The following is a 13027-nucleotide window of genomic DNA, read 5'->3' as shown; positions in this document are numbered from 1 at the left end:
GATGGCGCAGGGCACCCCCTCCCGCAGCCGCCGCCCCCGGCCGCAGGTGGCCAGCAGGGCGGACAGCGCCCCCTCCTGGCCGGCCAGGGTGCTGTCCAGCTCCTCCAGGCGGAAGGGGTCGATATCCTCGTCGGGGTAGTCCAGCACGGCGTGGAAGTGGGCCATCACGTCCACCAGGGCGGAGTAAATGTCCCCAATCCTCTGGGACAGCGCCCCGGCCAGCTGGCCCGCCGCGTGGCGGGCCCCCTCCCGGCTCCGGGCGGAGAGGAGGTCTCCCACCGCCTCCGCCTGGGCCAGGTCCAGCCGGCCGTTGAGGAAGGCACGCTTTGTAAATTCTCCCGCCCCCGCCTGCCGGGCCCCGGCGGCGAAGAGGGCCTCCAGCCCCAGAGAGAGCACCATGGGGGAGCCGTGGCAGTGTAGCTCCGCCGTGTCCTCCCCGGTGTAGCTGTTGGGCCCCAGGCTGTAGGTGCACAGCACCCGGTCGATGGGCTGGCCTCCGCTGTCCAGCAGCTCGCCGTAGACCAGCGCCCGGGGGGCCTGATCCCGCAAAGCCTTGCGGCCCAGCGGCTTGAAGCATTTCTCCGCGATGGAGACAGCCTGGGGCCCCGACAGGCGCAGGATGCCGATCGCCCCCGGCCCCGGGGGGGTGGACAGGGCGGCAATGGTGTCCGTCTGGAAGGGCATGGGGGCACTCCTTTCCTTCTGTGGCGGAAAATTCACTTTTTCCTGCGAAAAACGCCCCGGAAAAGTTTGTGAAATATTCAGCCTTGACAAATATTATGGAAACTAAATCCTGCATATTCCTGATTGACAGGGTTGACATAACCGATGTGGAAAAGCCTGTGGATAATGTGGAAAAGCCCGCTGTCTCAGGAAAAACGGCTGTGGACAATCCTGTGGAATAAGTGGATAAAAAACTGCATAGAGGGTGACAAAATAATTCCCGAGGTTCAGGCCCCCGTGGACAATTCCGGGCCCCTCTCCCCTTCTTTTTGCAGGAGGTCCGCCACAACAATCAGAGTCGGATGCCCCAGCCGGCATATTGAAAAATGCCCGCGCCGTGACGGAGCTTCCCTTCCTGTTTCAGCCGGCGGAGGGCATCCCGCATCTGACAGGGCAGCTCCGGGGAGACCTCCAGCGTGTGGTGGGCGGGCAGGACCCGCCGGGCGGGGAGGGCGGCGATTACTTCCAGAGAGGCCAGATAGGCCTCCGGGTCGGTGGAGGGGTAGTAGGCAAATAGGGTGTCCAGGTAGACCAGGTCGCCGGTGTACAGGTCGCCCCGCTCCTCCTCCCAGAAGCACAGGTGCCCTGGGGAGTGGCCCGGTGTGTGGAACACCTGGACGATCCGCCCTCCCAGGTCGAGCAGCTCGCCGCCCTTCAAAATTCGGGTGGGCATCCCCTGAAACATCTCATAGGCCCTCACATCAAAGTCCTCTGGAGGGTCGCAGCGGTCCACTACCATCTCCCGGACCGTCTCGATGGACAGGGGGAACTCCCCCTGAAGCCAGGCCAGCTCCGCCTCATGAGCGTAAAAATCCGGAAAGTATTTGTGGCCGCCGATGTGGTCCCAGTGGATGTGGGTGGCAATGGCGATGACGGGCTTGTCCGTCAGCCGCTGGATTTCCTTATAAATGTTGCAGATGCCCAGGCCGGTGTCAATGAGCAGGGCGCGGTCTTCACCGATTAGGAGGTAGCAGTGGGTCTCCTCCCAGTGGCGGTACTCGCTGATGACCCAGGTGTTGGGCGATAATTGTTCGGTGGTAAACCAGGGACGCATAAAAACTCCTTTCGCATGCAGGGGCGACCACAGGACGCCCTTGTACAATTTACTGCATCCCAACCGACAGGAAATAGGCCCCTGCACAGTAGATGTCCTCAAAGTCTATATGGAATGAAAATCCTGCCTGGGTCAAAGCGTCCTGATACGGGGCAATCTGTTTTTCCAGTGTCCCGCCCAGCTCATCCACGTCAATGACAATAGGAGCTAAGCCGCCCAGCTCATCCACGTCAATGACAATAGGAGCTAAGCCGCTCAGCTTTTCCAGCAGCTCCCCTGGAATCCTGTCCTTGAGCCAGTCCAGCACCTTCCGGGTAGCCTCACCCTCATAGCAGCCCAGCAACAGGCACAAGCCCCGCCAAGCCGACAGATACAGCCGCAGCGGCTCCTCCTCCAGTGTGCCCTCCCGCTGGATGAAGTCCAGCCACTCCTCTGAGCTCTGAACAAAGAGCATGTCCTGGAGTACGGAAGCATACTGGTCATAAACGGCTTGATACTCTTTTTTAGAGAGCAGTTCCTGTATGTTCTTCACATCTTCCCCGACTTGTGCATTCATGCCGCAGTTCTCCCTTTCTGCCATGTATTCTCAGTTATAAAGGACCGATATCCCGCCCGCAGGCGGCAAGCCTCCCTTCGCAAAGGGAGGTGGCATTTGCGGAGCAAATGACGGAGGGTTTCCCCATCGAAACGCATCTGCTTTTCGGGGAAGACCCCCAGTCAGCTTCGCTGACAGCCCCCTTGAAAAGGGGGCCTTGTGGGTGCAGTCCTGCGGTCTTACAGACGCTTACAGACTGCCCGGGCGGCCTGGATGCCGGAGGCCCCCGCCTGGGCCAGGCCCCGGGTGACACCGGCGCCGTCGCCGGCGGCGAAGAAGTTAGGCAGGGCGGTCTCCAGTTCCTCAGACAGCTGGAGGCGGGCGGAGTAGAACTTCACCTCCGCGCCGTAGAGCAAAGTATCGTAGTTGGCGGTACCGGGGGCGATTTTGTCCAGCTGATAGATCATCTCGATCAGGTCGTCCAGCTGGCGCTTGGGCAGGGTGAGGGACAGGTCGCCGGGCACGGCGGCGGTGAGGGTGGGCCGGACGGTGGACTTGCCCATACGGTGCTCGTTGGTCCGCCGGCCGCCCACCAGGTCGCCGAAGCGCTGGACCAGCACCCCTCCGGCCAGCATATTGGACAGGGAGGCCACGTGCTTGCCGTAGCGGTAGGGCTCGTTGAAGGGCTTTGTAAAGCGGTTGGACACCAGCAGGGCGAAGTTGGTGTTCTCGCTTCTCAGGGCGGGGTCGGCGTAGGAGTGGCCGTTTACCGTGTTGATCCCCTCCACGTTCTCGGCCACCACGTGGCCGTAGGGGTTCATACAGAAGGTGCGCACGCTGTCGCCGTACTGCTTGGTGCGGTAGACCAGCTTGGACTCGTAGACCACGTCGGTGATATGCTCAAAGACCACCGCAGGCAGCTCCACCCGCACCCCGACATCCACCTGGTTGTTCAGCAGCTCCAGCCCCAGGTCCTTGCACTGGTTGGAGAACCACTCCGCTCCGGACCGGCCCGGCGCGGCGATGAGGTATTTGCAGGAGACCTCGCCCCCCTCGGCCAGGATGAGGCGGTAGCCGCCGTCCGCCCTCTGGATGGAGGCCACCTCCGTGTGGAAGGAGAACTCCAGCTTGTCCGCCAGCCCCTCATAGATGTTGGTGAGGATGCGCAGGTTGTTCTCGGTGCCCAGGTGCTTGCACCGGGCCTGGAGGAGGTGGAGGTCATAGGCCAGGGCCTGGCGGGCCAGCTGGCGGGCGGCGCCGCTCTCAGTGGAAAAGACCTGGGTGGTGGCCCCGTGGGCCACATTGACGGAGTCTACATAGTCGATGAGCTCCATCACATGGGCGGGCTCCATAAAGTCGGTGAGCCAGCCGCCAAACTGGGTGGTGAAGTTGAACTTTCCGTCGGAGAAAGCCCCGGCCCCGCCGAAGCCACACATGGTGTGACACACAGGGCAGTGGACGCACTCCTTCACCTTCCCCGCCACAATGGGGCAGCTGCGGTGATAGATGTCCGCCCCCTGATCCAGGGCCAGCACCTTCAGCTCCGGGTGCAGATGGGCCAGCTCATAGGCGGCAAAGATGCCCGCCTCCCCGCAGCCCAGAATGACGACGTCGTATTTGGCGTTCATGGGTTCTCCTCCTTATTGTTATAGGGTTGTCTCCGCGTATGTTGTAGGGGCGCACATTGTGCGCCCGTGTAGATTGCGGCGAGGTCGGGCGGGCGCACAATGTGCGCTCCTACAGAGTAAAATTTCCCGCAAAATGTCCTCGCCCCGCCGTTTTGCCCAGTATATCACACCCCCGGCCAAAACACAACGGCCCGCCGGGGTCCGGCAGGCCGCTTCTGACAAAATATTCAGCTCTTCTCCTCGAAGCTGGCGCCGCAGCTGCGGCAGGTGACGGTAATTTTCCCCTTGCCCCGGGGGACGCGGAGCTGCTGGCCACAGCTGGGGCATTTGAAGTAGACGTGCTCCTTGTCCCGGCGGATGGTGCGGCGCAGGTGGAGCCAGCTCAAAAACGGGCCGGCCGCCCGCATGAACCTGGCGTTTTCCTGCTGCCTGCGCTCAATATTCCGGGAGAGCAGACGGAACAGGGCAGCCGCCAGCAGCAAAAACCCCACCCAATACAGCAGCTCCAGCCGGACGAACATGAACACCAGGTAGAGCAGCAGATAGAGCCCCATCAGGAACAGATTCAGCTGGTCGTTCCCATAGCGGCCATACATAAATCGCTGGATCGCATTGCGAATCATCAGAGTGCCTCCCTTGACCGACGGAAGACGGCAGGCGCAGGCGCCTGCCAGACATATGCTTTATCATATCTCTTCCCGCCCTCTCCGTCAAGGCGGGATTCGTAAACAATATGTAAATTTCGCAAAGGTATTGCAGCATTTTCACTTTTCGTTTATACTGTTTCCATCCATCAGAATGCGGGAGGGTTCGACATGAGGCGCATTGACAAGGAAAACTATTATCTGGACATCGCCGAGACGGTGCTGGAGCGCTCCACCTGCCTGCGCCGGTGCTACGGGGCCATCATCGTGAAAAACGACGAGATTGTCTCCACCGGCTACAACGGCGCCCCCCGGGGGAGGAGGAACTGCATGGACCTGGGCCACTGCACCCGAGAGGCCATGAACGTCCCCTCGGGGGAGCGGTATGAGCTGTGCCGCTCGGTCCACGCCGAGATGAACGCCATTATCTCCGCCGCCCGGCGGGACACCCTGGGCTCCACCCTCTATCTGGCCGGCCGGGAGGCCAAGAGCGGCGAGCTGCTCCACGATGCCACCTCCTGCTCCATGTGCCGCCGGCTCATTATCAACGCCGGCATCCAGCGGGTGGTCATCCGCAACACGGATACGGAGTACTCCGTGGTACACGTGGAGGACTGGGTCCGGGAGGACGACTCCCTGCCTCAGGCGACGTAGAACCAGGAAATTTTTTCAAGCGAGCGGCTTTCTGTTCAAAACAGGGCCGCTTGCGCTGTTTTTCATGACTTTTTGCCCTGTTCAACCTGGGGTTGACCGGAAGTTGATTGCCAAAGCCCCCTCTTCCGGGTATGATAGGGACAGAGGAGGCGATGGTATGGACGCTATAAAAACCGGGGCGCTGATTGCCCAAACGCGGAAGGAGAAGGGGCTCACCCAGCGGGAGCTGGCGGAGAAGGTCTATGTGTCTGTCCAGGCGGTGAGCAAGTGGGAGCTGGGGAAAAACTTCCCCGACCTGTCCCTGATGGAGCACCTGTCCGACGCCCTGGGGCTGACAGTCTCCGAGCTGCTGGCTGGGGAGCGCGGGGAGCAGCCCCACGACGAGCTGGTCCGGGACACCCTGCGCCTGGGGGAGGAGCAGCTCCGGCCCAAAATCAAGCGGTGGCGGGAGCTGTTCATCACCGCGGCGGTGCTGCTGGCGCTGGCTTTGATGGGCCTGGCCGGCCTCTGGGTCGATCAGCACACCGTTAAGCCCCAGCGGGAGACCATCCTGGAGGAGATCGTTCTGACGGAAAATGAGCAGGCCATGGTGGACCTGCTCAACTTCCAGAACGGCGACTACAGCTATTTGGGTATGTACAATCTCACCATAGCCGACGACATGGACGGCTACCGAATCGCGGCGGAGCTGTGGACCCACGAGGGGCTGAAGAACAGCTGGAACCTGTCCAACACGAAGTTTTTCCGGGAGAACCAGAGCTTCTCCAGGGAACAGCTCCTGGCCTTCCGCATCCCCATCGGCCAGGGGGAGGGGAGCCGGTACAGAATCCGGTTCGGCAGCGGGACGGTGTCCGGCTTCGCCGATATATTCGACAGCGTGCTTCCCTATCTGGACAACGGCTCAACCATCTCCTATGCCAGCCGGGCTGTTGTGGACCGGGAGCACGGAGCGGTCCTGATGGAGCTTGGTCTGAATGAGGAGCGGAGCGGCTATTGGAGGACCCAGATACTGGGTACTACCAACGACCCCCAGCCTGGAACGCTGCGGGAGGGGACGGCCGCGCTGATCTTAAAGCTGTATTGGAATTAGCTATAAAAGGCCCCCGGCAAAGCAGGGCACTGCCACAGGAAAGGATGCAGGGGCGCATCGTATGCGCCCGCGGGCGGATGATATCCGCCCCTACACGGTTCCTGAACGCAGCGCTCCCGATGCCGGGGGCCCTTTTCTGTCATTCAGCTGGGCAGGAGGGCGATGTACTCCTCATAGGCCAGCCCCTGGTCCATACAGACCCGGGCGGCCTCCTCCCCCACATAGCGGAAGTGCCAGGGCTCGAAACGGTAGCCGGTGATGTCCTGCTTGTCCTCCAGATAGCGCAGGATAAAGCCATACTCAGCGCAGTGCTCCTTCAGCCAGGCGAAGGCGGGAGTTTTTTCAAAATTCGCCTTCCGGGTGGCAACGTTGATGTCCACCGCCAGGCCGGTCTGGTGCTCGGAGTGGCCCGGCCGGGCGGAGAAGGTGTCCACATAGGCCTGTGAAGCGTTGCGCAGGTAGCCGTTGTAGGCGCTTTTCTGGAGCTGATAGGAGCGGTAGGCCGATACGCTGCGCAGGGAGATGTCATCCGCCCTCGCAGCGTCCGCCATAGCCCGGAAGGCCGCCGCCGCCTCAGGCTGCATGGAGCCGCTGCCGTAGCCCGCCCCCAGGGCCTCCAGCTCGGGGACAAAGCCGTCGGGCAGCTGATAGTGCTTGTTCACCAGCACCGTCACGCTGTCCGGGTTCTCCGCCGTCTGGACAGCGCTGTAAAATTCCCGGTCCCGGTTCATGTTCACCTGAAGGGCCGTGTCGGCGGGCGAAAGCTCCAGATGCTCCTCCGACCAGGCCGCATAACGTTCCAGCCGGTCCTCCCTGCCGTTGGGCAGGGCCAGCCAGTCCAGCTCCGCGCCAGTCAGCTCCCCCGCCTCCAGCCGGGCCAGCAGCCCGCCGTCCGCCTCCATGCGCCCCAGCAGCGCCTGGCGCTGCTCCCCGGTCAGGCGGTATCCGTCCAGCAGCGCCTCAATCCGCCTTCTCTGCTCCGCCCGGGGATCAGCCGGCTCGTCTCTGGGGTCGTAGTCGGTCTGAGCGGCGGGCACCGCCTCCTCCCAGCCCGTACTCCGGGCGGGCTGGAGGGCCAGCAGGCACAGCCCCGCCGTCAGCAGCAGTAGAACAGTGTGTTTCTTCACAGGTATTGCTCCTTTTATATCTCATGTGTCCCCGCCCGGCAGGGGCGCCCTCTCCGCCGGGGTCAGCGGCCGCTCCCCCAGCAGAGCTCCAGAAAGACACGGAAAATCCCTTCGGCGTCAATGGTGTCGGGGCGGCGTCTGCCGAAGCTCATCCGCTCCGGGTGGAACTGGAAGGCCATGATCTGCCGCTCGTTCCACTCCAGGGCCTCGGGCAAGCCCTCCTCCGACCACGCTGCGGCCCGCAGGCCCTCCCCCAGCTGGTCCACCGCCTGGTGGTGGGCGCTGTTGACCTGGAAGGAGGGGCCGTAGAGGTCGTGGAGCAGGGAGCCGGGCCGGGCCCGCACGCTGTGAGTCAGGTCGCCCTCCGCCCAGTTGTGGCGGGCGCGCTGGTCCGGGGGCAGGTCCTGGATGAGCGTGCCCCCCAGGGCCACGTTAATCAGCTGCATCCCCCGGCAGATGCCCAGAATAGGCTTTCCCGCCTCATAGAAGGCCCGGAAGAGCTCCAGCTCCGCCCGGTCACGCCCCCGGTCCGGGGGGTTGGAGCCCCGGTTCTCCTGGCCGAAGAGGGTGCTCTCAATGTCGCCCCCGCCGCACAGCACCAGTCCGCCGCAGCTCAGGTCGGGGGCGGGGCAGTACCCGGCCCGGGGCTCCCCGCCCAGCGCCCGGATGGCGTCGCAGTAGTTATCCATCTGTCCCGCCGCGCCGGACATCTGGAGGCAGACGGTGATCTCCCCCGACATCACTGGCCGTCCTGGGCGGAACGGGCCTTTACCAGGGCGATAATCAGGCTCACCGCCCCCTCCACCCCGATCATCCCGGAGTTCAGCGTCAGGTCATAGCGGCGCATATCTCCCCAGTTATGTCCGGTATAGTAGTTGTAGTAGTTAGACCGGCCCTTGTCCATCCGGACAATCCGCCGCTCCATGTCCTCGGCGGGCAGGCCGTATTCCTCCACGCACCGCTCCACCCGGCTGGGCAGGCCGGCGTGGACAAAAACCTTCAGGCACTCGGGCCGCTCCCCCAGCACATAGTCGGAGCACCGGCCCACGATGACGCAGGGGCCCTCGTCGGCCAGCTCCCGGATGACCTCCGACTGGGCAAAGAAGGCCTGGTGGGCCACCGGCACCCCCTGGTGGGCCAGGGCGGGCACCCCCATGCCCAGGGGGGCGGCGGACAGGTGGAACCGGCTGCGGGCCCGCTCCTCCGCCCGGGCGATGAAGTCCGGGGACAGGCCGCTCTTTTCCGAGGTCTTTTGGATGATAGTCCGGTCGTAGCAGGGGATGCCCAGCGCAGCGGCCAGCCGCTTGCCGATGAGGCGGCCTCCGCTGCCAAACTCCCGGCTGATGGATATTACATAATTACTCACAGTCGCACCTCCCTAAGCGTTCCCGGCGGCAGAGGCCGAGCCGCCGTCTGTTCGGGTATCTCTTCTATTATTATAACGCCTTTGGCCGGAAATGACAATCATAAATCTGAAGGAAGCTTTTCGGCAAAAGAAAAACCGCCCGAAGGCGGTTTTGGAATCAATCCAGGCCCTCCAGGCCGAACAGGCGGGGGGGCAGAAGGTCAGAGAGCTCGGTGAGCACGGGGTCCAGGCCCCCGTCACGCTGGATGGCGGGGGTATGGACCGACACCCGGCCGTCCAGAGGGCCGGTGGGCAGAGAGAGCACCACGCTGGGGGCAGACTGGCCCCACTCCACAAGCAGGGAGCCCTTGTGCAGGGCCACAATGTGCCGGGCGATGGGCAGGCCCAGGCCGGCGCCCTGGCCGGGCAGGGGCAGGTCCTCCCCGCCCCCCTGCTGAAAGATGGCGGCGATCTGCTTCGCGTCGGGCAGGGGGCCGTTGTCAGAGACAGCGGCCAGAGCCCGCCCCCCCTGGCGGCGCAGCGACAGGGTCACCCGGCCCCCTCCCGCCGCCCGGGCGGCGTTGGCGATGAGGCCAAGCAGAAGCCGCTGGAGCAGCTCCGGGTCGCCGGGGATGAGCAGGCCGGTCTGGGCGGCCTCATACTCCAGCTCCACCCCCACCTCCCGCAGAAGGGAGTAGGCCTGCTGGACCACATGGCGGCACAGCCCGTCCAAATCCATGGTCACCGGGCGGAAAAGCACTCCCTCCGCCCCGGCGGCCTGCTGCATATACTCCAGGTTGCCCACCAGGCGGAACAGCCGGTGGAAGCTCTTGCTGAAGGCATCGGCGGCCACAGGGGTCTCCGGGGCGGCGGTGGCGGGGCCCACCTCGGCCAGCACCTCCCCCAGCAGGGTGCGCAGCTGATAGATCACCCCCTCCAGCTGGCGCTGGGTGAGGGCGGTCTGGGGGGCGGGGCGGAAAAGCACCGTCTGCTCCCCCCGGGCGGCGGCGCAGCTGTATGTGTATACAGCCGGGCCCGCGGCGAAGGTGCCCGCGCCCATGGGCCCGCTCCGGGGCAGAAGCAGCGCCTCCGGACAGGGCTGGCCCGGCTCAAGCTGGGGCAGGTAGTGCCGGGCCATGGCATTGACAGCAGCCACCGCGCCGCTTCTGAGCTGGACCACTCCCTCGGGAAAGGTGTCCAGCAGAGCCTGTATCGTATCCAACATAGTAAAACCTCCCGGCCAGGGCGGCCGTCCGCCTGCGCGGCGGAAAAGTGTTTGTATAGCTTGTGTCAAAATAGACCACAGTATTATACCGTGTACAGTATATCAAGATTTTCCATTTCCCACAATAGGGTTTGTCTGAAAAGGTCGAAAAAAGAGCCTCTCTGTCCCGCGGGCCGGGAAAATGAGAGGCTGTGCCTTGCCCTATGGCAAATTTTTTGGTCTTTTTTTCCTTAAAACTATGAAAAAATACAGTAGGAAAATCAAGAAAATCCGGTTATAATAAGGGATGCTACCAATGCCGCGGGCCGCCGCGGATAAATTGATAAAAAAGGAGTCGTTCAACATGAGCATTAAAGTTGGCATCAACGGTTTTGGCCGCATCGGCCGCATGGTTTTCCGCGCCAGCCTGAATCACCCCGAAATCGAAATTGTAGGCATCAACGATCTGTGCCCCGCCGACTACCTGGCTTATATGCTGAAGTACGATACGATGCACGGCAAGTGTGAGGCCGAGGTCTCCTTTACCGAGAACGCCATTGTCGTCAACGGCAAGCAGATTCCCATCTTCGCTGAGCGCGACCCCAAGAACATCCCCTGGGGCAAGCTGGAGGCTGAGTATGTGGTGGAGTCCACCGGCCTGTTCCTGACCCAGGAGAAGGCCCAGGCCCACATCGACGCCGGCGCCAAGAAGGTCGTCATGTCCGCCCCCTCCAAGGACGCCACCCCCATGTTCGTCTGCGGCGTGAACCTGGACGCCTACACCACCGACATGACCTTCGTGTCCAACGCCTCCTGCACCACCAACTGCCTGGCCCCCATCGCCAAGGTTCTCAACGACAAGTTCGGCATCACTGACGGCCTGATGACCACCGTCCACTCCGTCACCGCCACCCAGAAGACCGTTGACGGCCCCTCCCTGAAGGACTGGCGCGGCGGCCGCGCCGCCACCGGCAACATCATCCCCTCCTCCACCGGCGCCGCCAAGGCCGTGGGCAAGGTTATCCCCTCCCTGAACGGCAAGCTGACCGGCATGTCCATGCGCGTTCCCACCCTGGACGTGTCCGTGGTTGACCTGACCGTCAACCTGTCCAAGCCCGCCAAGTATGACGAGATCTGCGCCGCCATGAAGGAGGCCTCCGAGGGCGAGCTGAAGGGTATCCTGGGCTACACCGACGAGGACGTGGTCTCCTCCGACTTCCTGGGCGACGCCCGCACCTCCATCTTCGACGCCAAGGCCGGCATTGCCCTGACCGATACCTTCGTCAAGGTCGTCTCCTGGTACGACAACGAGTGGGGTTACTCCAACAAGGTTCTGGAGCTCATCAAGCACATGTACTCCGTGGACCACAAGTAATCACTTCCCTTCTGAGCGCCGCTTACGCGGCGCTCTTTTTATTGACATGACCCCTGGGGCCAGAGCAAAAATTCTTGTTGCGCGCTTCATCGTGACCAAAAGGAGCTGCTTCTGCAAAACATCCAGTTTATGCAGAAGCAAAACCAGCGGGAATAGGAAAAAGGCCCCCTTTTCAAGGGGGCTGTCAGCCGAAGGCTGACTGAGGGTTTTCCCCCCGCAAGAGGCAAAAGCCCTCCGTAGAAAACCCTCCACCACCGCCTTCGGCGGCGGTCCCCCTCCCTTTTTGAAGGGAGGCTTTAGGGTGCGGGCCCTGAGGCTTTGCCGCCTGCGGGCGGGACGAAAAAGCTCCCTCAGAGAGGGAGCTTTTTTCAGCTTTTCATCTCCAGCAGGGTTCTGGCCACGTTATCGGCCCAGAGCCGGGCGCCGGCGATGGCCTCAGTGAGGGAGTTGCCGTGGCCCCCCACCTCTACCAGGATGGAGCCCGGGCACAGCTGCTGGTTATAGCGGCCCTTGCGCAGGACGGCGGGCCGGGCCAGGCTGGCGTAGCCCCGGACAAGGTTCTCCTGCAGCCTCAGCGCGAAGGCCAGATTATCCCTCCACCGGGGATGGGAGTTCCCGCCGGCGTCGGTGCCTATGACCAGCATCACCTGGGCCACCTTCTCCCCGGCCTCGATGGAGACCATCTTATAGATCTCCCCTTCGCTGCCCTCCAGGGCATCCCGGTGGACGTCCAGGACCACCTTGATGGTGGGATACCGCTCCAGCCACTGCTGGACCACCGCGTAAGAGCGGTCATAGGCCCCGTTGTAGGCGGGGTAGTCGCACAGGGTTGTGTCATGGATCACCTGGAAGCCGTGGGCCCGAAAGACCTTGGCCATCTCCTCCCCCACCCGAACCACGTTGTGAGTGCAGTCGGTGGTGCGGAAGGGGTCGCTCTCCTGATAGAGGTCGCCGTCGGTCATGGAGTAGGCCTCGCTGCCGTGGGTGTGGACAATGAGAATCTGGGGGCCCTCCCCCAGAGGGACGTCCACCGCCCCCTCCCCCAGCAGGGAGGCGTCCAGCTCCAGGCCGGTGCGGTTATAGACATAGACGCCTCCGTTGGACAGGTACTGTCCGCCCTCCTTGCCCCGGCCGGTCATCTCTACAATGCCCTCCACCTGATCCGGGGGCATGAGGTCGGGCTGCTCCACGTCGTCCCTGTCGGCGGGGTCTGAGACGGCGGGGGGCTCCGGCTGGCTGTCACCGGCGCCCCGCCGGGCCAGGACCGCCTCCTCCCCCTGCTCCAACAGGGCGGAACCGCTCAACAGCAGCCGGCCCCAGCCTGTCAGCCCCCTCTCTCCGCCGGGCAGCTCCCCCAGCTGGGAGGCCAGCAGCGCCGCCGCCCCGGGTTCCTCCCCCAGCCGGACCAGCCGGCTGCCCAGGGCATCAAAGTCCGCGGTCAGGCTCACTCCCCAGACCGCCACCAGCGCCAGCCCCAGGGCCACTCCCCGGCGCAGAGCCCGGCCTGTCCCCTTGTTCCCCATGCGATCACTCCTTATCCTGTGTATGCGCAGCTTCGCCGCGATTTCCTCGACCCGCCCGCCTCCGTCATGGCGCAGGCGGGCTTCTTCGGGCGGATACCATCCGCCCGGCCGTAACTGTTATACAA

Annotated in this window: 13 protein-coding genes and 1 pseudogene; 4 read left to right on the top strand and 10 right to left on the bottom strand. The window is 63.5% G+C overall.

Features of this window, described 5'->3' with window-relative positions; genetic code table 11:
- Nucleotides 1-684, bottom strand: a pseudogene (locus tag D1641_RS12735) (tRNA uridine-5-carboxymethylaminomethyl(34) synthesis GTPase MnmE); the annotation flags it as partial.
- 20 nt (nt 685-704) lie between these two features.
- Here D1641_RS12735 and D1641_RS12730 point away from each other — a divergent pair.
- Nucleotides 705-905 (top strand): hypothetical protein, encoded by a 201-nt coding sequence (locus tag D1641_RS12730; RefSeq protein ID WP_160666293.1) that lies wholly within the window; start codon nt 705-707, stop codon nt 903-905.
- A 110-nt stretch (nt 906-1015) separates the two neighbouring features.
- Here D1641_RS12730 and D1641_RS12725 read toward each other — a convergent pair whose 3' ends face one another.
- The 4 genes from D1641_RS12725 to D1641_RS12710 form a co-directional block, all read right to left on the bottom strand.
- The gene (locus D1641_RS12725; protein WP_160666291.1) at nt 1016-1777 is read right to left on the bottom strand and encodes an MBL fold metallo-hydrolase; all 762 of its coding nucleotides are present in this window, start codon (nt 1775-1777) and stop codon (nt 1016-1018) included.
- A 49-nt stretch (nt 1778-1826) separates the two neighbouring features.
- Nucleotides 1827-2333, bottom strand: a complete 507-nt coding sequence (locus tag D1641_RS12720) for a hypothetical protein (RefSeq protein ID WP_160666289.1) — start codon at nt 2331-2333, stop codon at nt 1827-1829.
- A gap of 218 nt (nt 2334-2551) precedes the next feature.
- The gene (locus D1641_RS12715; protein ID WP_160666287.1) at nt 2552-3940 is read right to left on the bottom strand and encodes an NAD(P)/FAD-dependent oxidoreductase; all 1389 of its coding nucleotides are present in this window, start codon (nt 3938-3940) and stop codon (nt 2552-2554) included.
- 227 nt (nt 3941-4167) lie between these two features.
- Nucleotides 4168-4563 (bottom strand): hypothetical protein, encoded by a 396-nt coding sequence (locus tag D1641_RS12710; protein ID WP_160666285.1) that lies wholly within the window; start codon nt 4561-4563, stop codon nt 4168-4170.
- A 192-nt stretch (nt 4564-4755) separates the two neighbouring features.
- Between D1641_RS12710 and D1641_RS12705 the strand changes: the two genes are divergently transcribed.
- Entirely contained in the window at nt 4756-5238 is a 483-nt protein-coding gene (locus D1641_RS12705) for a deaminase (protein WP_160666283.1), read from the top strand.
- A 157-nt stretch (nt 5239-5395) separates the two neighbouring features.
- Nucleotides 5396-6328 carry a helix-turn-helix transcriptional regulator gene (locus tag D1641_RS12700; protein ID WP_160666281.1) on the top strand — a complete coding sequence of 311 codons (933 nt, stop codon included), beginning with the start codon at nt 5396-5398 and terminating at the stop codon, nt 6326-6328.
- A gap of 143 nt (nt 6329-6471) precedes the next feature.
- Here the strand turns inward: D1641_RS12700 and D1641_RS19880 are convergent, their stop codons facing one another.
- From D1641_RS19880 to D1641_RS12680, 4 genes are all read right to left on the bottom strand, one after another.
- A complete protein-coding gene (locus tag D1641_RS19880; RefSeq protein WP_160666279.1) occupies nt 6472-7455 on the bottom strand; it encodes a M15 family metallopeptidase in 984 nt (327 codons plus the stop codon).
- A gap of 62 nt (nt 7456-7517) precedes the next feature.
- Entirely contained in the window at nt 7518-8195 is a 678-nt protein-coding gene (locus tag D1641_RS12690; RefSeq protein WP_160666277.1) for a gamma-glutamyl-gamma-aminobutyrate hydrolase family protein, read from the bottom strand.
- Nucleotides 8195-8821 (bottom strand): cytidylate kinase-like family protein, encoded by a 627-nt coding sequence (locus tag D1641_RS12685; protein WP_160666275.1) that lies wholly within the window; start codon nt 8819-8821, stop codon nt 8195-8197. The genes D1641_RS12690 and D1641_RS12685 overlap by 1 nt, the downstream gene beginning before the upstream one ends.
- Before the next feature lie 157 nt (nt 8822-8978).
- Complete coding sequence (locus tag D1641_RS12680; protein WP_160666273.1) at nt 8979-10025, bottom strand: HAMP domain-containing sensor histidine kinase; 1047 nt, start codon at nt 10023-10025, stop codon at nt 8979-8981.
- 343 nt (nt 10026-10368) lie between these two features.
- Between D1641_RS12680 and gap the strand changes: the two genes are divergently transcribed.
- Nucleotides 10369-11379 (top strand): type I glyceraldehyde-3-phosphate dehydrogenase, encoded by a 1011-nt coding sequence (gene gap / locus D1641_RS12675; protein WP_160666271.1) that lies wholly within the window; start codon nt 10369-10371, stop codon nt 11377-11379.
- 368 nt (nt 11380-11747) lie between these two features.
- Here the strand turns inward: gap and spoIIP are convergent, their stop codons facing one another.
- A complete protein-coding gene (spoIIP, locus tag D1641_RS12670) occupies nt 11748-12902 on the bottom strand; it encodes a stage II sporulation protein P (RefSeq protein WP_160666269.1) in 1155 nt (384 codons plus the stop codon).
- Nucleotides 12903-13027: the final 125 nt, after the last annotated feature.

It is taken from the genome of Colidextribacter sp. OB.20, assembly GCF_009911595.1.
GTDB lineage: Bacteria > Bacillota > Clostridia > Oscillospirales > Oscillospiraceae > Lawsonibacter.
This window is presented reverse-complemented; position numbering and strand designations above follow the sequence as displayed.

What these genes read in the sequence shown, in the direction of transcription:
- D1641_RS12680 (WP_160666273.1), bottom strand. Translation starts at nt 10,025, where the DNA reads ATGTTGGATACGATACAGGCTCTGCTGGACACCTTTCCCGAGGGAGTG.
- D1641_RS12720 (WP_160666289.1), bottom strand. Translation starts at nt 2,333, where the DNA reads ATGAATGCACAAGTCGGGGAAGATGTGAAGAACATACAGGAACTGCTC.
- spoIIP (WP_160666269.1), bottom strand. Translation starts at nt 12,902, where the DNA reads ATGGGGAACAAGGGGACAGGCCGGGCTCTGCGCCGGGGAGTGGCCCTG.
- gap (WP_160666271.1), top strand. Translation starts at nt 10,369, where the DNA reads ATGAGCATTAAAGTTGGCATCAACGGTTTTGGCCGCATCGGCCGCATG.
- D1641_RS12690 (WP_160666277.1), bottom strand. Translation starts at nt 8,195, where the DNA reads ATGTCGGGGGAGATCACCGTCTGCCTCCAGATGTCCGGCGCGGCGGGA.
- D1641_RS12710 (WP_160666285.1), bottom strand. Translation starts at nt 4,563, where the DNA reads ATGATTCGCAATGCGATCCAGCGATTTATGTATGGCCGCTATGGGAAC.
- D1641_RS12700 (WP_160666281.1), top strand. Translation starts at nt 5,396, where the DNA reads ATGGACGCTATAAAAACCGGGGCGCTGATTGCCCAAACGCGGAAGGAG.
- D1641_RS12705 (WP_160666283.1), top strand. Translation starts at nt 4,756, where the DNA reads ATGAGGCGCATTGACAAGGAAAACTATTATCTGGACATCGCCGAGACG.
- D1641_RS12725 (WP_160666291.1), bottom strand. Translation starts at nt 1,777, where the DNA reads ATGCGTCCCTGGTTTACCACCGAACAATTATCGCCCAACACCTGGGTC.
- D1641_RS12715 (WP_160666287.1), bottom strand. Translation starts at nt 3,940, where the DNA reads ATGAACGCCAAATACGACGTCGTCATTCTGGGCTGCGGGGAGGCGGGC.